The sequence below is a fragment of the Labrys sp. Lb11 genome (assembly GCF_057554225.1).
Genome location: NZ_BAAJOT010000007.1, coordinates 163,132 through 181,282, shown reverse-complemented (window position 1 = coordinate 181,282; position 18,151 = coordinate 163,132). Strand labels below are relative to the sequence as shown.

Here is an 18,151-nt window from a genome sequence, read left to right as displayed (position 1 = left end):
AGGGCGTTCGTGGTTACATCGCCGCGTTCAAGGTGCCCGCCGGCAATGCGCCGGCGGGATAATTGGGAAGCCGGTGTGATGCCGGCGCTGCCCCCGCAACGGTAGCGAAGCGTTGCGTCCCGACGACGACCACTGGGCCATGGGCCCGGGAAGGTGTCGGGACAGTCCGTCAGGACCGCTTCGGAGCCCGGAAACCAGCCTTGAACCCGAGATACTCGACTGATCGCGGTGGGCGGTCAGGGGGCAAGCATGCGCCGGGCAGGCTCTGCGCCCGGCGGCATTTCGTGTCTCCGCCACCGCCGTGCTCGGTCCCTTGCGAGGACAGGACATGGATACGCGCCACGAGATGCTCAGGCTGATCCGCCAGCGGCGGGATGGGTTCAGCCTGGAGCAGCCTTTCTATATCGACCCCGAGTTCCACAAGCTCGACATGGAGCTGATCTGGTACCGCGACTGGCTGTTCGTCGGCCATGACTGCGAGGTCGCCCGCCCCGGCAGCTATTTCACCGTGCAGGTCGGCGACTATCCCGTCGTGGTGGTCCGCGACCGCGAGCGGCGGATCCGCGCCTTCCACAATTCCTGCCGCCACCGCGGCAGCCGCGTGTGCACCGGCACCCGCGGCACCTCGGCCCGGCTGGTCTGCCCCTATCACCAATGGACCTACGACCTCGACGGCAAGCTCCTGTTCGCCCGGCAGATGGCCGAGGGCTTCGACAAGGGCGAGTTCGGCCTCAAGCCCGTGGCCTGCGAGAATGTCGGCGGCTACATCTTCATCTGCCTCGCCCGCGAGCCGATGGACTTCGCGCCGTTCCGCACGCTGATGGAGCCCTATTTCGCGCCGCACGCCCTGGCCGATGCCAAGGTCGCGCATGAGAGCACGATCGTCGAGAAGGGCAACTGGAAGCTGGTCTGGGAGAACAACCGCGAGTGCTATCATTGCGCGGCCAATCATCCCGAGCTGTGCAAGACCTTCCCGGAGACACCGGCGGTGACCGGCGTCAGCGGCGCCGAGAGCGATCCGGAGATGCTGGAGCACTGGCGCCGGTGCGAGGAGGCCGGGCTGCCCTCGCGCTTCAGCATCGATCCGGCCGGCCAGTACCGCGCCACGCGGGCGCCGCTGCTGCGCGACGCGGTCAGCTACACCGCCACCGGCCGCCCGGCCGTGCGCCGCCGCCTCATCGACGGGGTGCGGGAGGACCGCATCGGCACGCTGATGCTCTATCACTACCCGACTACCTGGAACCATGTGCTGGGCGACCATGCCGTGACCTTCCGGGTGCTGCCGCTCAGCGCCACCGAGACGGCGGTCACCACCAAGTGGCTGGTGCACAAGGACGCGGTCGAGGGCGTCGACTACGATCTGCAGGAGCTGATCCACGTCTGGACCGAGACCAATGACGAGGATCGCCGGATCGTCGAGGAGAACGCGTTCGGCATCCGCTCGCCGGCCTACGAGCCCGGTCCCTATTCGGAGCTGCACGAGGGCGGCGTCATCCAGTTCGTCGACTGGTATGCGCGCTTCATGGAGCCGCGCCTCGCCGAGGGCGGCAAGCCCGCTCTGCGCAGCGTCGCGTGAGAAGGGGATGGCGGTGAACGCGATGACCGACATGCATCTCCTGCGCCCTCTCGACGAGATGGCGCCGTGGAACGACCGGCTGCAGGCGCTGGAGGTGATCGGTGTCGCCGACGAGGCGCCGGCGGTGAAGACCTTCACCTTCCGCTCGGATGCGCGAACCTGGTTCCGCTACAAGCCGGGGCAGTTCATCACGCTGGAACTGCCCACCGCCGAGGGGCCGCTGATGCGCACCTACACGCTGTCGTCCTCGCCGTCGCGGCCCTTCTCGATCGCCGTCACCGTCAAGGCCCAGCCTGGCAGCATCGGTACCCGCTGGATGTTCGACAATCTCCGGCCGGGCGCGCGCCTGCGGGCCTTCGGGCCGGCGGGCGACTTCACCCACCAGGGCCGCCCGGCGGGAAAGTACCTGTTCATCTCCGCCGGCTCCGGCGTCACGCCGATGATGTCGATGCTGCGCTGGCTGAGCGACTGCGCGCCGGAGGCGGACGTCGCCTTCGTCAATTGCGCCCGACGGCCGGAGGAGATCATCTTCCGGCGCGAGCTGGAGTGGCTCGGCGGCCGCATGCCGGGCCTCGCCCTGGCCTTCCTGGTCGAGGAACGGTCGGGCGGAGAGGGCTGGGCCGGCCATGTCGGACGCATCGACGCGGCCCGGCTGCCGCTGCTGTCGCCGGACTTCTGCGAGCGCACGGTGTTCTGCTGCGGGCCGGACCCGTTCATGCGGGCCGTGCGCGGCATGCTCGAGGCGGCCGGCCTCGACATGGCCGCCTACCACCAGGAGAGCTTCGGTACGCCCGCGGCCGAGCCCGCCCCTGCCGAAGCGCCGCAGCCGGCGGCCGGCGAGACCCTGGCGGTCCACTTTGCCGGGTCGGGCGTGGAGGCCCGCTGCGGCACCGGGCAGACGGTGCTGCAGGCGGCCCGCGCCAATGGCGTGCGCATTCCCGCCGCCTGCGAGTCCGGCCTGTGCGGCACCTGCCGGGTGAGGAAGATCGCGGGCGAGGTCGAGATGGCCCACAATGGCGGCATCCTCGACGACGACATCGCCGAGGGCTACATCCTGGCCTGCTGCTCGCGGCCGCTCACGGCGCTGGAGGTCGAGGCGTGACGGCGGCGCCCTCCTGCCGCGTCGCCTCGCGCCTGGCGTGCTCGCCGGCATAGCGCTGGGCGAGCCAGGCGCAGGCCATCAGCTGGATCTGGTGGAACAGCATCAGCGGCAGCACGATGGCGCCGATGTTCTGGCCGGCGAAGATGACGTTGGCCATGGGCACGCCGCTGGCCAGGCTCTTCTTCGAGCCGCAGAAGACGATGGCGATCTCGTCCTCGCGCGAGAAGCCGAGGCGGCGGCTGCCCCAGGTGGTGAGGCCGAGCACGGCGGCCAGCAGCGCGGCGTCGACGAGAGCCATGCCGCCGAGCGCGGCGAGCGAGAACTGGTGCCAGAGGCCGGTCGCCACCGCTTCGCTGAAGGCGAGATAGACCACCATCAGGATCGAGCCGCGGTCGACCAGGCTCAGCACCTTGCGGTGGCGGCGGACGAAGTCTCCGACCAGCGGCTGCACGAGCTGACCGAGCACGAAGGGCAGCAGCAACTGGGCCAGGATGGTCAGCAGCACGTCGGAGGAGAAGCCGACACCCTGGGTGTGGAACAGGAGGCCGACCAGGGCCGGCGTCAGGAAGATGCCGAGGATGTTGGAGAGCGAGGCGGCGCAGACCGCGGCCGGCACGTTGCCGTGCGCCATCGAGGTGAAGGCGATGGAGGACTGCACGGTCGAGGGCAGCAGGCAGAGGTAGAGGATGCCGGCGGTCAGCGCCGGCGTGAGCAGCCCCGGCAGGGTCCAGTTGATCAGGAGGCCGAGCACCGGGAACAGGCCGTAGGTGCAGGCCAGGATCGTCAGGTGCAGCCGCCAATGCGTGGCGCCGGCGATCACCGTGTCGCGCGACAGCCGGGCGCCGTGCAGGAAGAACAGCAGCGCGATCGCAAGGTCGGTGGCGATGCCGAAGGCGTGGGCGGCCCGGCCCTGGACGGGCAGCAGGCTGGCGAGCAGCACGGCGCCGACGATGGCGACGGTGAAGGGATCGAGCCGGAGACGGGAGAACAAGGCAAACCTGCGGGGACGGGACGGGCCCGCCGAACCCTAATGGGTTGGGCGGGCGGAGGGAAGGCCGGTCCGGGCGCGCCGTCCCTCTCTCCGCCCCGTCCACGTGCCCTGGAGCAAAGCGCGTTTCGGTGGAAACGCGCTTTGCTCTAACTCTTTGTTTCGAGACGTATTTGCGGCTTGACGCGATTCCGTCAAATCGCAAAGCGCTTTAGCCGGCGAGGCCGAAGGCGTGCGGACGCAGGAGGCCGGCGGTGTCGCCGCCGGCCGTGGCGCGGAAGTGCCGCGCTTCGCCGGAAGCGGTGAAGACGCTGCCGCCAAGGAAGCGCAGGCCGATCGGCTTGCCGATCTCGCTGAGGCGGGCGGCCGGCAAATCCGCCTCGATCACCGTGCGCTGGGCGCCGAGCGCCACCTCGATGCGGCGTGTGGCGCCGGCGCGGCGCTGGGCCAGCGCCAGGCCGTTGACGATGCCGTGCCCGGCCTCGGCCAGGAAGACGTCGTGCGGACGGACGAACAGCGTCGCCGGGCCATCGGGCAGGCCCGAGGCGTCGAACGCCAGGGCGGTGCCGTCGACCGTGACGCGGCCGCCGGCGATCGCCGCCGGAATGCGGCTGGACTCGCCGATGAAGCCGAAGACGAAGGGCGTGGCCGGATGGTCATAGATGTCGTCGGGCACGCCGAGCTGGTCGATGCGGCCCTTGTCGAGGATGGCGATGCGGTCGGACAGCTCCAGCGCCTCGTCCTGGTCATGGGTGACGAAGACGGTGGTGTGGCCGGTCTTGTCGTGGATTTCGCGCAGCCAGCGGCGCAGATCCTTGCGCACCTTGGCATCGAGCGCGCCGAAGGGCTCGTCGAGCAGCAGCACCCTGGGCTCCACGGCCAGCGCCCGGGCCAGGGCGACGCGCTGGCGCTGGCCGCCCGAGAGCTGGCCGGGGAAGCGCTGGCCGAAGCTGCCGAGCTGGACCAGCTCCAGGAGCTCGCCGACGCGCCGGGCGATCTCGGCAGCGGACGGGCGCAGGCGGCGCGGCCGCACGGTCAGCCCGTAGGCGACGTTGTCGGCCACCGTCATGTGGCGGAACAGCGCGTAGTGCTGGAAGACGAAGCCGACCTGGCGCTCCTGCACGGTGCGGGTGGAGGCGTCGTCGTTGCCGAAGAAGATCTTGCCGCCGGTCGGGTTCTCCAGGCCGGCGATGATGCGCAGCAGCGTCGTCTTGCCCGAGCCGGACGGGCCGAGCAGGCCGATCAGCTCGCCCGAGCGGATATCGAGGTCGACGCCGTGCAGGGCCGGCGACTGGCCGTAGGTCTTGGCGATCCCCTGGATGCGGATGTCCATGACGCACTCCTTCAATGTTTGGAGCCGCGGGCCAGCTCGTCACCATAGCGCCATTCGAGGACGGTTTTGAGGACCAGCGTGACCAGGGCGAGCAGGGCGAGCAGGGAGGCGACGGTGAACGCGCCGACGGAATCATTGCCCTCGTAGAGGATCTGGATGTGCAGCGGCATGGTGTTGGTGCCGCCGATGATGTGGCCCGAGACCACCGAGACGGCGCCGAACTCGCCCATGGCGCGGGCGTTGCACAGGAGCACGCCGTAGAGCAGGCCCCATTTGATGTTGGGCAGCGTCACGGTCAGGAACATCTTCAACGGCGAGGCGCCGAGCGTCAGCGCCGCTTCCTCGTCGGCCTTGCCCTGGCTCTCCATCAGCGGGATCAGCTCGCGGGCGATGAAGGGGAAGGTGACGAAGATCGTCGCCAGCACGATGCCGGGCACGGCGAAGATGATCGGGATGCCGTGCGCCTTGACGAAGGAACCGAAATAGCCCTGGGCGCCGAACAGCAGCACGTAGACCAGGCCGGACACCACCGGCGAGACCGAGAAGGGCAGGTCGATCAGCGTCACCAGGAGGCTCTTGCCCTTGAAGTCGAACTTGGCGACGCACCAGGCCGCGACCACGCCGAAGACGAGGTTGAGCGGCACGGCGATGGCGGCGATGAACAGGGTGAGGCGGATGGCCGCCAGCGTGTCCCTGTCGGCGACCGCGCTGAAATAAGGCCCGAAGCCGCGGCGCAGCGCCTCGTAGAACACCGAGACCAGCGGCAGGACCAGGAACAGGGCGAGGAAGGCCAGGGCGACGCCGATCAGCACCAGGCGCACCCAGCGCTGCTCGGTGGTGACGCGGTGTTCGCGGAAGACCGGCGGCTCGCGATAGAGCGGGACGGCGAGATCAGACATGGCCGGACCTCCTGCGGCTCCAGGCCTGGATCAGGTTGATCAGCAGCAGCGCCGCGAAGGAGATGGCCAGCATGATCACGGCGATGGCCGTGGCGGCGGCGTAGTTGTTCTCCTCCAGCTTCTGCACGATCAGGAGCGGCGCGATCTCCGAGACGTAGGGGATGTTGCCGGCGATGAAGATCACCGAGCCATATTCGCCGACGGCCCGCGCGAAGGCGAGGGCAAAGCCCGTGAGGGTGGCCGGGATCAGCGGCGGCAGCACGACGCGGCGGATGGTGGTGAAGCGGTCGGCCCCGAGCGAGGCGGAAGCCTCCTCCACCTCGCTGTCGAGGTCGGCCAGCACCGGCTGGATGGTGCGCACCACGAAGGGCAGGCCGATGAACACCAGCGCCACGGCGATGCCGGCCGGGGTGTAGGCGACCTTGATGCCGAGCGGGGCCAGCAGCGAGCCGATCCAGCCATTGCCGGCATAGAGCGAGGAGAGGGCGATGCCGGCCACCGCCGTCGGCAGGGCGAAGGGCAGGTCGACGGCGGCGTCGAGCAGGCGGCGGCCGGGGAAGTCGTAGCGCGTCAGCACCCAGGCGACGATCAGGCCGAAGACGACGTTGACCAGGGCGGCGACCAGGGAGATGCCGAAGGTGATGCGCAGCGCCGCCTCCACCTGCGGGTCGCGGGCGATCTCCCAGATGCCGGCGAGGCCGAGGCCGCTGGCCTTGAGCGCCAGCGCCGCCAGCGGGATCAACACGATCAGGCCGAGATAGACCAGCGTGTAGCCGAAGGAGAGGCCGAAACCGGGCAGGGCGCTCGGCTTGACGAAGCTGCCGCCCGAGGGGCGCAGAATGCCCGGAGCCGCAAGGGTCGATGCCATGGGCGAGAGCTTTCCGATCCGCCTGCCGCGGGGGCGAACCCGTTGCCGGCCTGGTTTCAAAAAAGGCGGCCGGAACGCCGGCCGCCAAGGTCGAAGTCGGAACCCTTGAGGAGGTTCGGAGGGGGAGGACCTCCAGACTTCGCGCGAAATCCTCGAACGGCGCCTCAGGACTTGGGCTTGTAGATCTGGTCGAACACGCCGCCGTCGCCGAAATGGGTGGCCTGCGCCTTGGTCCAGCCGCCGAAGACCGGGTCGTCGATCCTGGACAGCTTCAGCTTGGGGAAGCGGGCGAGGTCAGCCGGGTCGGCGGCGGACGGATCGGTCGGGCGGTAATAGTTGTGGGCGATGATCTTCTGGGCCTGGGGCGTGTACAGGAAGTTCAGATAGGCCTCGGCGACCTTGCGGGTGCCCTTGGCGTCGACATTGGCGTCGACCAGCGCCACCGGCGGCTCGGCCAGGATCGAGGTCGGCGGCACGACGATGTCGAACTTGTCGGCGCCGAACTCGTTCAGGGTCAGGAAGGCCTCGTTCTCCCAGGCGATCAGCACGTCGCCGAGGTCGCGCTGGGCGAAGGTGACGGTCGAGCCGCGGGCGCCGGTGTCGAGCACGGGCACGTTCCTGTACAGGGCGCCGACGAAGTCGCGCACCTTCGCCTCGTCGCCGCCGAACTTGTCGCTGGCGTAGCCCCAGGCGGCCAGATAGTTCCAGCGCGCGCCGCCGGAGGTCTTGGGATTGGGCGTGATCACGGCGATGCCGGGCTTGACCAGGTCGTCCCAGTCCTTGACGCCCTTCGGATTGCCCTTGCGGACGACGAAGACGATCGTCGAGGTGTAGGGCGAGGAATTGTGCGGCAGGCGCGTCTGCCAGTCCGCCGGCAGCTTCCCGGCGTTCCTGGCGATGGCGTCGATGTCGGCTGCGAGCGCCAGGGTGACCACGTCGGCGTCGAGGCCGTCGATCACCGAGCGGGCCTGCTTGCCCGAGCCGCCATGCGACTGCTTGATGACGACATCCTCGCCGGTCTGTGCCTTCCAGGTCTCGGCGAAAGCCGGGTTGAGCGCCTTGTAGAGCTCGCGCGTCGGATCGTATGAGACGTTGAGCAGCTCGGCCGCATGGGCGCCGACCGTCAGCCAGGCGATGAAGCCGAGGGCCAGCAGGACCAGGACGAAGTCGCGCAGGCGAGCGAGGCGAAATGAAACCGTCATGTCCGGAGGTCTCCCCGAGAGAGCGTTGTCGATCTTATGTCGACTAACTCAGTCGACATTGTCAACATCAACTTTTTCCGGGGAGCGGAGATTTTTCCCTCCCGGCCGGCCGTTTCCCGTCGATCGGGAAGGATTTGCTGTTTTTGCCCCGGATGAGAGATCATCCCGTTCGCGCCGCCCGGATCTTCACAAAACCCAACGCGCGGCCGGCCCCGGAGTTCCCGGGACCGGGCGGGGTGCGTGGCAGGCGGGGTGGCGGTCATCAAAAGGAACCGGCCATCCCGGCGAGATCGCCTGCGATCTCGTGAGGGAATGCGACAGTTGAGTAGTCCTGTGAGGCTACCCCGGTGTCATTCTACCAGATCCGCGGTCGCGTGGATGGCCGGATCAAGCCCGAGTTTTAACCGAGACAAACAGGCATGAAGCGGCATGGGATTCAGGCTGTGAAGGCATAAAACCCGAGCGTGCGGCGATGGCGAAGGAACGGCGGCACATAGGACGGGTTACGCCGCCTGCAATGCCTTCTGAACGGCCTTCGGCGCGCGGTCGATCACCAGAAGGTAAGGGGCCGTTCGCGAACAAGTGCTTCGTTGCTCGTAGGGCGCTCCGTCCCAACCGTCATGGCCGGGCTTGACCCGGCCATCCACGCGGCCACTGTCGGTGCAGGATAGGGACAAGGATTGCACCGAGACCCGCCTTCGTCCCGTTCCCTGACGAGATCGCATGCGATCTCGTCGAGATGGTCGGGTCAAGTCCGGCCATGACGCTCACGTTGATTCACGTGTTCGCGAACGGCCCCATGGGACGGGTTCAGATGCCGATGCTGCGGCCCCGGCCGAGGTCGAGGCCGTGGGTAAAGGCCAGTTCCCGGCCAAGGCTGCGCCCTGAGTCGAAGCCTCCGCCGGTGCCGAGGTCTTTCTTGCGACCGGCAAGAATGGACTCAAGCTGCGGATCGCGTTGCAGGCTGTTGGCCATGTCGCCCATCTGCGAGCGCGTGGCCTTGTCGCCAGTCATGTCGCCGGCCTGATATTGGCGCTGACTCGTCTGATCGAGCCTCCGCCAGCGCTCCACGAAACGGTCGGCGCGCTGTCCGGGGGCCGCGCCAAAGCCGGCATCGCGTCCGGTGCGGATTTCGGTTTCGGGCTGGATGGTGCGGCCGATGCTGCCGGAGCCCGCTTCACGGGCGAGGCTGTTGCCTTTGCTGCAGGCGGCTTCCGCATCCTGCCGGCCGTGAGGCCGCACCGCATCGAATGCGCGCCGTGCCGCGCCAAGCTCGCGCCTGCGTTCGGCGGAAGGCGCGAGGCCCTGTTGCTTGGCACGGCTGAGAGGGCGTCGCCTCCCTCGGGAGCGCCATGGTCCGCCCTGTCTCAGCGCCTGCTGTGAACGGTCCCTTATCGGATCAGCGTGTCGCGAATGGCCCTGACGGCCGCCAGCGCGGTGCGGGTCCGCGTCACGTCGACGAAGTCCGGCCAGCTCGAAAGGATCACCGCGGCGAAGTCCGCCGCGGGATCGATGTAGATCAACTGCCCGAACACCCCGCGCGCCATGTAGGCCGCGCTTGCGCCGCCTTCGATCCAGAACTGGTTGTGATAGGCGCCGTGCGGCAGCAACGCGTGGTAGGCGCCGCCGAACAGGTCCGGCCGCGCGCCGGCGGTGATGTCCCCGATCCAGGCGGCGGGCACGATGCGCCGGCCATTCGTCTCGCCGCCGCGCAGATGCAGAAGGGCGAGACGTCCATAGTCGCGCAATGTGGCGTTGAAGCCGCCGTCGCCCAGCGCATAGCCGGCGGGATCGACGGTGAAATAGGCGTCTTCCTCCGCTCCCATCGGCGCCCACAATTCGCGGCTCACCAACTCCGCCAGGGGCGTCGCCGTGGCGCGCTGCAGGACGAATGACAGCACATCCGTCTCGATCGACCGGTAACGGAAGGAGGCGCCGTGCGGGCATTCCGCCTCCGTCAGCGTCAGGATGAGCTCCCAGACCGACGACGGCCAGCTCGGGGCACGGCGCTCCTTCCAGCCGGAGGCGGCGTCGATCTTGGCGATATGCGAATCGAGCGCCGTATAGGTCTCGTCGAAGACCACGCCGCTCGTCATGTCCAGAACCTGTTGGACCGTGGCGCCGCGATAGGCCGTCGCCTCGAGTTCCGGCAGGTATTCGGTCACCGGAGCCGCCAGATCGACCAGGCTGCGGCCGACGAGAATGCCGGCGAGGGTGCCGACGACCGATTTCGTCACCGATTGCGACAAATGCGGCGTGCGCGCGTCCATGCCGTTGTGGTAGCGCTCGGCGGCGACAGTGCCGCGATCGAGCACCAGCAGTCCGTCATTGTAGCTGGTCTCGAGGAAGCCGGCGATCGTGTCGCGCCGGCCGTCGATCTCGAAGCTGATCCGGTCGATGTCCTCGTGCTTCTCCGGCAGCGGGCTCGCCGGGCCTCGCCCGCGCCGGACCTGCGTGGTCGGCACCATGTCGCGCACATGCTGGAAGGTCCAGCGGTTCCACGGCGCCCGGTCCCAGTCCTGGCGGGGGATGATCGGCGCGCCCGGCCTCGTGGGATCGCGGAACGGGGAGACGCTCGTCATGTCACGCGGTCTTTCATGGAAACAGTCGGAGCGCGGGAGGACGGGGACACCTCAGTCCTTGCCGCGCAGATAGGAGCCGCCGACGAACTCGCCCAGCAGACCGGCCATATCGCGCATCCTGGCGAAATTCTCCTGCGCCTTCGGGCCGAGCCTGGTGGCGACGGCGTCGATCATCAGGTTGAGGACGACGCCGACCGACGCCGTGGAATCCCAGAACGTCTTCACATGGGTGTGCGCCTCGAACACGAAGCGGGTGTAGGAAAACGCCCAGTGGCTGAACTTGTCGGTGACGATGACGAGCGGCATCTCCAGCGTCTTCAGCTTCTCGGCCAGCTTCACGCCGCGCGCCGCATAAGCGGCGGTGTCGATCAGGACCACGAGGCTGTGGCGCGGATCGGCCAGGACGATCTCGCCGAAGGCGCCGGTCGTGTTCTCGACGAAGATGACGTTGGGCCGCGCCCACAGGAGCCGGCTGGCGAAATCCAGCGCCAGCCCCTTCGACGCCTGAAAGCCCACGACGTAGACGGTGCGCGCCTTGGTGAGCGCGGCCGTCGCTTCGTCCCAGAGGTCGGTGGCGGTCAGGCCATAGGCCTTGACGATGGCGTCCAGTTCCAGCCGCAGGCTCTCCTGCAATGCCTGGTGGCGGGCGTCGCGCATCTGGAAGCGGGCCATGTAGTCGTCGATGTCGCTCTCCTTGTCGGCGACCGAGACGCGCAGCCTGTTCTTCAGGTCGCGCAGGTTTTCGAAGCCGAGGCCGCGAACGAAACGCGACACCGTCATTTCGCTGACGCCCACCGCTTGAGCGATGCTCGCACCGGTCTCGAAGGGCAGCATCTGGACGTTGTCGAGCATATAGGCGGCGACGCTCTGCTCCGATGGCGAGAGTTCCGTCATGCGGGCGCGCAGCATCGCCTCGAAGTCGATCTTCTGCTCCTCGCCGCCCGGCGTTTCGCCGCTCCGGTCGTTTCGTGCCTTGGCCACGATCACCCCTCCCCAGGGCCGGCGGCGTGCACCGGAGGCAGGCCCTGGCCCCAGATGCCGCGGCCCGCTTCCAGCTCTTCCTCCAATCGACGTGCGACGGCAAGCAGCACGTCCTCGCGTCCGAAACGGGCGACGAACTGGACGCCGATGGGCAGGCCGCAGGCGCTGCGGCCGAGCGGCAGCGAGACGGCCGGCTGGCCCGTGCCGTTGAACAGCGCGGTGAACGTCTCCTTCGGCGCGAGGTCGTCGAACACGTCGTCATGATCGATGCCCGGCCTGTCGGGGTCGAAGGCGCCGACCGGCTCGGGAAGAATGGTGCTCGTCGGCGTCACGAGCAGGTCGTATCCGGCCATGAAGCGGCCCACCTGTCGCGTTACCCGGTCGTAGACGGCGAACGCATCGACCAATTGCGCGGCGCTCAAGGTGCAGCCGTAGCGATACATCGCCAGCACCGTGGCGCCGAGGGTCGTCCCGTCGACCGGACGCCCGGTCAGCGCCGCCATGCGGGGCATGCCGGCGGCGGCATCGGCCGCCCAGATCACCTTCTGCGCATGCAGGAAAGCCGCATAGTCGAAATCGGGCGACGCCTCCTCCACGTGGTGGCCGAGCCTGTCCAGCCGCGCCGCGGCGGACACGGCCGCGGCCGACGCTTCCGCGTCGATCGGCACGCCGGACCAGGACCGCGTGCACAGCGCGATCCGCAGGCCCTTCGGGGCCTGCCGCATGGCCTCGGTGTAAGGGCCTGCGGGCGGGGTGATCTCATAGCCGTCGCCGGCATCGGGGCCCTGGCACAGATCGAGCAGCAGGGCGGTGTCGCGCACCGAGCGGGTGAGCAGGAAGCCGGTCGCCAATCCCTGGAGCGGCGCGTTGGCGCCGGGCGAGCCGGTGACACGGCCGCGCGAGGGCTTCAGGCCGATGAGCCCGCAGAAGGAGGCGGGGTTGCGGATCGAGCCGCCGCCGTCGCCGCCCTGGGCGAAGGGGACGATACCGGCCGCGACCGCCGCCGCCGCGCCGCCGCTCGAGCCGGACACGCCTCGCGCCACGTCCCAGGGGTTGCGCGTGGCGCCGTGGAGGAGGGTCTCCGTCGCCGCCGCGATGCCGAATTCGGAGCTGGCCGTGCGGCCGACATTGACCAGCCCGGCCGCGCGCAGGCGCTGCCAGTAGGCGGCGTCGGCCCGGGCGCGGAACCCCGCGGCCAGCCGACTGCCGAATTCGGCGGGTCGTCCGGCCTCGATCGGGAAATCCTTGGTCAGCGTCGGGATGCCGTGGAACGGGCTGGGACCGGCGGCCGGAGGCAGCGCCTCCAGCGCGTCGGCATAGAGTTCCACCACGGCGTTGAGCGCCGGATTGACCCTGGCGGCCGCCTCGGCGGCGCAGCGTCCGAGCTCCCTCGGCGTGACCTCTCCCTTCGCCAGAAGCCGGGCGAGGCCGATGCCGTCCCGGGCGGCATAGTCGTCAAGGTGCATCGTGAAGCTCCGCCTTGGGGAAACCGGCCGTGACGGCGGAGGGGAGGTGCGACAGGGACCCGAGCAACTCCTGCGTGTAGGGGTGCCGCGGCGCCGAAAGGACCTCTGCGGCGGCGCCGGTCTCCACGACGCGGCCGCTCTTGAAGACATAGACGCGCCTGCAGATGCTGCCGACCACCGACAGGTCGTGCGAGATGTAGAGGAGCGCCAGCGCCCGCTCGCGCTGCAGGCGCATCAGGAGTTCGAGGATCTGCGCCTGCGTGGTGACGTCGAGCGCCGAGGTGATCTCGTCGGCGATGAGCAGTTGCGGCTTCAGCGCCAGCGCGCGCGCCAGGCCGACGCGCTGGCACTGGCCGCCGGAAAGCTGGCGCGGCTTGCGGCCGCGCACCGCGGCGGGCAGTTCCATCATCTCCAGCAGCTCGTCCGCCTGCTTCAAGGCCGTCCTGCGGTCGGCCAGGCCGTGCCGCCAGATCGGCTCGGCGACGGCCTCGGCGATCGGCATGCGCGGGTTGAGCGAATCGTAGGGGTTCTGGAACACCATCTGCACGCGGCGGCGGAAGCGCGTCAGCGCCTGGCCGCCGAGGGCCTGGACGTCCTCCCCCGAAAAGCGCACGGCGCCGCCGCTCGGCCGAGCCTGCCGGATGATGGCGCGGGCGAGCGTGCTCTTGCCGGAGCCGCTTTCGCCGACGATGCCGACCGTCTCGCCGGCCTCGATGCTGATGTCGACGCCGTCGAGGGCGAGGAAGGCATCCGCCCGGCCCGTCAGGCCGGCCATCGGGCCGCCCCGCGCCGGGAAGGAGACGGAGAGATTCTCGACGCTGAGCAAGGGGGCATCGCCGCCGGTCCCCGGTTTCGGCGCCGGCAGCGCCCTGCGTCCGGGCTGGGATTCGATGAGCAGCCGCGTATAGGGATGGCGCGGCCGCTCGATCACGTCCGCCACCGGCCCCTGCTCCACGACCGCGCCGTTGCGCATCACCACCACGCGCGAGCAGATGTCGGCCACCACGCCGAGATCGTGCGAGATCAGGATGACGGCCAGCCCGCGCTCGCGGTTCAGATCCTTCAGCAGCCGCAGGATGCGCGCCTGCACGGTGACGTCCAGCGCCGTGGTCGGCTCGTCGGCGATGAGCAGCCTCGGGCCGCAGGCGATGGCGGCGGCGATCATGGCGCGTTGCTTCATGCCGCCGGAGAATTCATGCGGATAGGAGCGCGCCCGCTTGTCCGGCTCGCGGATCCCGACGGCGTCGAGGAGCGCCGCGGCCCGCCGCATCCCTTCGGCCCGGCCGACGCCGAGATGACGCCGCATGGGGGCCGCCACCTGCCGGCCGATGCGGCGCAGCGGGTCGAGATGCGAGGCCGGGTTCTGGAAGATCATGCCCATGTCGCGGCCGCGTATGGCGCACCAGTCGGCCTCCGCCAGGCCGAGCAGTTCGCGGCCTTCGAGCGTCACGCTGCCGCCGGCCCGCGCCGCGCCCGGCAGCAGCCCCATCAGCGCCCGGCAGGTGACGGACTTTCCCGACCCGCTCTCGCCGACGATGCCCAGGATCTCTCCCGGCTGCAGGTCGAACGACACGCCTTTCACGGCCTGGGCCGCGGCGAAGGAAACGGAGAGGTTCTCGACCCGCAACAAGGGCCGCTGCTCGGCTTGCGCGGTCATGGCGCCACCTGCCGCCGCTGCATCTGGCCCAGCCCGTCGCCCAGGAAGGCGAAGCCCAGGCCGAGCGACACGGCGGCCAGGCCGGGAAACAGGCATATCCACCAGGCCTGCTGTACGAAGGCCTGGCCGTCCGCGATCATCACGCCCCATTCGGCGCTCGGCGGCTGGGCGCCCATGCCGAGGAAACCGAAGCTGGCGCCGGCCAGCATGACGAGCACGGCATCGCTCACCGCATAGGCGATGATCGGGCCGATGGCGTTGGGCATCACGTGGCGCGTGACGATGACGGCGGGCGAATAGCCGAGGCAGCGGGCGGCCTGCACATATTCGCTTTCGCGCACGGTCAGCACCTCCGCTCGCACCAGCCGCGCATAGGCGACCCAGCCGACCAGCGCGAGCGCGATGACGAAATTGACCAGGCCCGGCCCCAGCACGCCGACGATGGCGAGCACCAGCACGAAGGACGGGAAGGCGACGGTGAGGTCGTAGATGCGCATGAACAGGCTGTCGACCGTGCCGCCGAAATAGCCGCTGACGAGCCCGACGGTGGTGCCGATCAGCAGCGGCGGCAGCACGCCGACCACGCACAGGAAGAGGTCGATGCGCGCCGCATGGAGCACGCGCGAGAACACGTCGCGGCCCACCTGGTCGGTGCCGAACCAGTGGGCGGCGCCGGGCGGGGCCAGCATGTTCATGATGTCGACGGCATCGGGATCATAGGGCGCGAGAAGCGGCGCCGCGGCGGCGGCGGCGAACCACGCGCACAATATGGCGATGGCGACGGCCATCGCCGGCGTGAGGCGGGATGGGCCGCCGGGGGCGGAGGAGGCGGGCAGGCTCTGGTTCGACATGCCGCTCCCCTCAAAGTTTCACGCGCGGGTCGACCAGGCGGGTCAGCACGTCGACCGCCAGCGTCACCAGCACCGTGGCGAGCGCGAAGATCAGCGTCAGCCCCTGCACCACGTAGTAGTCCCGCCCCAGCAGGGCCATCACCATCAGGGAGCCGAGGCCGGGCACGGCGTAGACGGTCTCTACAATGATGGCGCCGCCGATCAGGAAGGCGACCATGACGCCGAGCAGGTTGAGCGTGGGCAGCACCGAATTGGGCAGCACCGTCTTCCAGAAGATCTCGCGCTCGCTGGCCCCTTGCGCGCGCGCAGCGGTGGCGAAATCGGCGCCCGCCCGGTCGATGAGGGCGGCGCGCAGGCTCTGCGTCAGCACCGGCACCATCCAGATGGCGGTGGACAGCGCCGGCAGGAAGAGATGGTGGAGGTGGCCGGCGAAGCCGGTTCCGTAGCCCGAGACCGGGAACCAGCCGAGGCTCACGCCGAACAGGCGCGACATCATGATGCCGAGCCAGAACACCGGGATGGCGAGCCCCACCATGCCGACCGTGCGGATCGCCTGGTCCGCGGCGCCTCCCGGCCGGCGCGCGCCGACGATGGCGAGCACCACGGTGGGCGGAACAGCGAGGCAGACCGCATAGCCGGCCAGGAACAGCGTCGGCCACATGAAGCGCACGACGATGTCGGCCACCGGCTGCTGGAAGCGCAGCGAGCGGCCGAGGTCGCCGGCGAGCAGGTTCAGCACATAGACGACGAACTGCCGCCACAGCGGCAGGTCGAGCCCGTATTGCTGGCGTATCGCCGCGATCGTCTCGGCGCTCGCCCGGTCGCCCGCCAGCAGTCGCGCCGGATCGCCGGGCGCGAGCCGCAGCAGGACGAAGGTGATGACGGCGATGCCGACCAGCACGCCCGCGAGCTGCAGCAGACGCCGCGCCGTGGTGGACAGGAGGTTCAAGGCGCTAAACCGGCGTGGGGCACAAACGTCATCATGCGGTGACCTGCAAGGCTGGAAGCAATACCCGGTTCTTCCCGCCTACTTGGCGATGGTGGTGTCTTCCAGCGTCCATTGCAGTGAAGGAGTGAGCTTCAGTCCCTGCAGGCGCTTGGAATAGGCGACCGCGTTCGGCGCGTAGTAGAGCGGGATCTGGGCGACCTCCTCGGTGGTGATCGTCTGGATCTCCTTGTAGATCGCGGCACGCCTGGCCGGATCGGCCTCCTTCGTGCCTTGCTCGACCAGTTCGTCCACCTTCGGGTTCTCGTAGAAGGTGTTGTAGGAGTTGGAGCCGCAAGTTCCGCACACCGCCCAGCGCACGGCGAGGTCGGGATCGGGCGTCTCGTTGTACCACCAGTTGGCTGCTGCGTCGTAGTCGCCCTTGCCGGTGGCGTCCCACCAGGCGCCGGAATCGACGTTGACGATGACCGGCTTCAGACCGATTGCCTGCCACTGCGCCTGCAGGAGCAGCGCCATCTGCTGCGCGGCGGCGTCGGCCGTGGCCAGGATTTTCACCTCATGGCCCTCCATGCCGGATTCGGCCAGGAGCTGCCTGGCCTTGGCGACGTCCTGCGGGATGCCCGGATAGTCCTTGTCATGGAATTCGATGGAGCCGGGCAGGGTGGTGTTGGCCGGCGTCGCGTAGCCACGCGTGATCGCCTTGGTCATGGCCTTGTTGTCGATGGCGTAGGCGGCGGCCTGGCGGGCCTTCATGTTCGAGAAGGGCTCGCGCTTTTCGCTGAGCAGCGTCATGTAGATGGTGGTGGACGGCTCGAGCCGCATGTCGACGGCGTCGACCTTCTTGAGGTCGTCGACCTGCGCCCAGGGCACGAAGCGCATGACGTCGGCCTCGCCCGCCTTGATCATGGCCTGCCGCGTCTCGGGGGAGGCGATCTCCATCAGCTCCACCGTCGCGTCGGACTTCGGATAGCCCTTGCGCCAATAGTGAGGGTTCGGCTCGAGCACCAGCTTCTCGTTGGGCTTCCATTCCTTCACCGCATAGGGGCCGGACGTGAGCGGCGCCTTGACGAAGGCGTCGTCGCCGCGCTTGTCCACGTCCGCCTTCGAGACGATGCCCATGTTCCAGATCTCGACATTGCCGAGGAACGGCGCGAAGGGCGATTTGAGCTTCACCACCACAGTCCCGGCGTCGCCCGCCTTGATGGTGTCGACGGCGCCGAGCGGCGCCGGATAGGCCGACTTCTTGTCGCTGCGGATGCGCTCCAGGCTGAAGACGACATCGTCGGCGGTGATCGCCGAGCCGTCGGAAAACCGCGCGTCGCGCAGATGGAAGGTGTAAGTCAGGCCGTCGGCCGAAACCTCCCAGCTTTCGGCCAGTCCCGGCTCCAGCTTGCCCGTCTCCGGATCGCGGCGCAGCAGGCGCGAATAGATCTGCCCGTAAGTCTCGATATTGCCGGCCGCCGCGGACCGCATCGGGTCGAGCGTCGTCGTCTGGTAGGGCGAAGCGATGCGGATCACGTCGGCCGCCCAGGCCGGCGCCGTCCACGCCACGCCGGCGGCCAGAAGGGCGACCCCGCCCAACGCCGCGCCAAATCCCCTCTTATGGCTTCCGGCCGAGATGTCCATGGTGACTTCCTCCCGATCTGTCGTTGGGGCCATGCAGGCCTTCTGCGATCAGGCTATGTGATATAAGCCACGCA

At 69.0% G+C, this 18,151-nt stretch carries 14 protein-coding genes, 1 pseudogene and 1 riboswitch; of the genes and pseudogenes, 2 read left to right on the top strand and 13 right to left on the bottom strand.

All coding sequences use genetic code 11. The annotated features are described in order from the left end of the window. The first annotated feature begins 13 nt into the window (after window positions 1-13). A riboswitch (cobalamin riboswitch) is annotated at window positions 14-217 on the top strand. A gap of 111 nt (window positions 218-328) precedes the next feature. After that, window positions 329-1,576 (top strand): aromatic ring-hydroxylating oxygenase subunit alpha, encoded by a 1,248-nt coding sequence (locus AC27L4_RS25895; RefSeq protein WP_487145412.1) that lies wholly within the window; start codon window positions 329-331, stop codon window positions 1,574-1,576. A 22-nt stretch (window positions 1,577-1,598) separates the two neighbouring features. Next, on the top strand, window positions 1,599-2,678 hold the full coding sequence (locus AC27L4_RS25890; RefSeq protein WP_487145673.1) for an FAD-binding oxidoreductase: 1,080 nt from the start codon (window positions 1,599-1,601) through the stop codon (window positions 2,676-2,678). On the opposite strand, the gene AC27L4_RS25885 is transcribed toward AC27L4_RS25890, so the two are convergent. The 13 genes and pseudogenes from AC27L4_RS25885 to AC27L4_RS25825 form a co-directional block, all read right to left on the bottom strand. Beyond that, window positions 2,653-3,669 (bottom strand): bile acid:sodium symporter family protein, encoded by a 1,017-nt coding sequence (locus tag AC27L4_RS25885; RefSeq protein WP_487145411.1) that lies wholly within the window; start codon window positions 3,667-3,669, stop codon window positions 2,653-2,655. The two genes, AC27L4_RS25890 and AC27L4_RS25885, sit on opposite strands and share 26 nt — an antisense overlap. 208 nt (window positions 3,670-3,877) lie before the next feature. Then, window positions 3,878-4,999 (bottom strand): sulfate/molybdate ABC transporter ATP-binding protein, encoded by a 1,122-nt coding sequence (locus AC27L4_RS25880; RefSeq protein WP_487145410.1) that lies wholly within the window; start codon window positions 4,997-4,999, stop codon window positions 3,878-3,880. Window positions 5,000-5,010: 11 nt separating this feature from the next. Next, complete coding sequence (gene cysW, locus AC27L4_RS25875) at window positions 5,011-5,898, bottom strand: sulfate ABC transporter permease subunit CysW (protein WP_487145409.1); 888 nt, start codon at window positions 5,896-5,898, stop codon at window positions 5,011-5,013. Then, window positions 5,891-6,766: a sulfate ABC transporter permease subunit CysT gene (gene cysT, locus AC27L4_RS25870; RefSeq protein WP_487145408.1), complete on the bottom strand. Its 876-nt coding sequence runs from the start codon at window positions 6,764-6,766 to the stop codon at window positions 5,891-5,893. The genes cysW and cysT overlap by 8 nt, the downstream gene beginning before the upstream one ends. 164 nt (window positions 6,767-6,930) lie before the next feature. Beyond that, entirely contained in the window at window positions 6,931-7,968 is a 1,038-nt protein-coding gene (locus AC27L4_RS25865) for a sulfate ABC transporter substrate-binding protein (protein WP_487145407.1), read from the bottom strand. 810 nt (window positions 7,969-8,778) lie between these two features. Further along, window positions 8,779-9,282, bottom strand: a pseudogene (locus tag AC27L4_RS25860) (Ti-type conjugative transfer relaxase TraA); the annotation flags it as partial. A gap of 77 nt (window positions 9,283-9,359) precedes the next feature. Next, window positions 9,360-10,550 carry a serine hydrolase domain-containing protein gene (locus AC27L4_RS25855; RefSeq protein ID WP_487145406.1) on the bottom strand — a complete coding sequence of 397 codons (1,191 nt, stop codon included), beginning with the start codon at window positions 10,548-10,550 and terminating at the stop codon, window positions 9,360-9,362. A 51-nt stretch (window positions 10,551-10,601) separates the two neighbouring features. Further along, window positions 10,602-11,531 carry a MurR/RpiR family transcriptional regulator gene (locus AC27L4_RS25850; RefSeq protein ID WP_487145405.1) on the bottom strand — a complete coding sequence of 310 codons (930 nt, stop codon included), beginning with the start codon at window positions 11,529-11,531 and terminating at the stop codon, window positions 10,602-10,604. A 2-nt stretch (window positions 11,532-11,533) separates the two neighbouring features. Then, window positions 11,534-12,997, bottom strand: coding sequence for an amidase (locus AC27L4_RS25845; protein WP_487145403.1), 1,464 nt, complete (start codon window positions 12,995-12,997; stop codon window positions 11,534-11,536). Next, a complete protein-coding gene (locus tag AC27L4_RS25840; protein WP_487145402.1) occupies window positions 12,987-14,654 on the bottom strand; it encodes a dipeptide ABC transporter ATP-binding protein in 1,668 nt (555 codons plus the stop codon). Before AC27L4_RS25840 ends, AC27L4_RS25845 begins: the two co-directional genes overlap by 11 nt. Further along, window positions 14,651-15,505, bottom strand: a complete 855-nt coding sequence (locus AC27L4_RS25835; protein WP_487145401.1) for an ABC transporter permease — start codon at window positions 15,503-15,505, stop codon at window positions 14,651-14,653. The genes AC27L4_RS25840 and AC27L4_RS25835 overlap by 4 nt, the downstream gene beginning before the upstream one ends. Window positions 15,506-15,515: 10 nt before the next feature. Further along, a complete protein-coding gene (locus AC27L4_RS25830) occupies window positions 15,516-16,454 on the bottom strand; it encodes an ABC transporter permease (RefSeq protein WP_487145400.1) in 939 nt (312 codons plus the stop codon). A gap of 78 nt (window positions 16,455-16,532) precedes the next feature. Beyond that, on the bottom strand, window positions 16,533-18,110 hold the full coding sequence (locus tag AC27L4_RS25825) for an ABC transporter substrate-binding protein (protein ID WP_487145399.1): 1,578 nt from the start codon (window positions 18,108-18,110) through the stop codon (window positions 16,533-16,535). Between the last annotated feature and the right edge of the window lie 41 nt (window positions 18,111-18,151).

What these genes read in the sequence shown, in the direction of transcription:
- AC27L4_RS25895 (WP_487145412.1), top strand. Translation starts at nt 329, where the DNA reads ATGGATACGCGCCACGAGATGCTCAGGCTGATCCGCCAGCGGCGGGAT.
- AC27L4_RS25890 (WP_487145673.1), top strand. Translation starts at nt 1,599, where the DNA reads ATGACCGACATGCATCTCCTGCGCCCTCTCGACGAGATGGCGCCGTGG.
- AC27L4_RS25880 (WP_487145410.1), bottom strand. Translation starts at nt 4,999, where the DNA reads ATGGACATCCGCATCCAGGGGATCGCCAAGACCTACGGCCAGTCGCCG.
- cysW (WP_487145409.1), bottom strand. Translation starts at nt 5,898, where the DNA reads ATGTCTGATCTCGCCGTCCCGCTCTATCGCGAGCCGCCGGTCTTCCGC.
- cysT (WP_487145408.1), bottom strand. Translation starts at nt 6,766, where the DNA reads ATGGCATCGACCCTTGCGGCTCCGGGCATTCTGCGCCCCTCGGGCGGC.
- AC27L4_RS25865 (WP_487145407.1), bottom strand. Translation starts at nt 7,968, where the DNA reads ATGACGGTTTCATTTCGCCTCGCTCGCCTGCGCGACTTCGTCCTGGTC.
- AC27L4_RS25855 (WP_487145406.1), bottom strand. Translation starts at nt 10,550, where the DNA reads ATGACGAGCGTCTCCCCGTTCCGCGATCCCACGAGGCCGGGCGCGCCG.
- AC27L4_RS25845 (WP_487145403.1), bottom strand. Translation starts at nt 12,997, where the DNA reads ATGCACCTTGACGACTATGCCGCCCGGGACGGCATCGGCCTCGCCCGG.
- AC27L4_RS25840 (WP_487145402.1), bottom strand. Translation starts at nt 14,654, where the DNA reads ATGACCGCGCAAGCCGAGCAGCGGCCCTTGTTGCGGGTCGAGAACCTC.
- AC27L4_RS25835 (WP_487145401.1), bottom strand. Translation starts at nt 15,505, where the DNA reads ATGTCGAACCAGAGCCTGCCCGCCTCCTCCGCCCCCGGCGGCCCATCC.
- AC27L4_RS25825 (WP_487145399.1), bottom strand. Translation starts at nt 18,110, where the DNA reads ATGGCCCCAACGACAGATCGGGAGGAAGTCACCATGGACATCTCGGCC.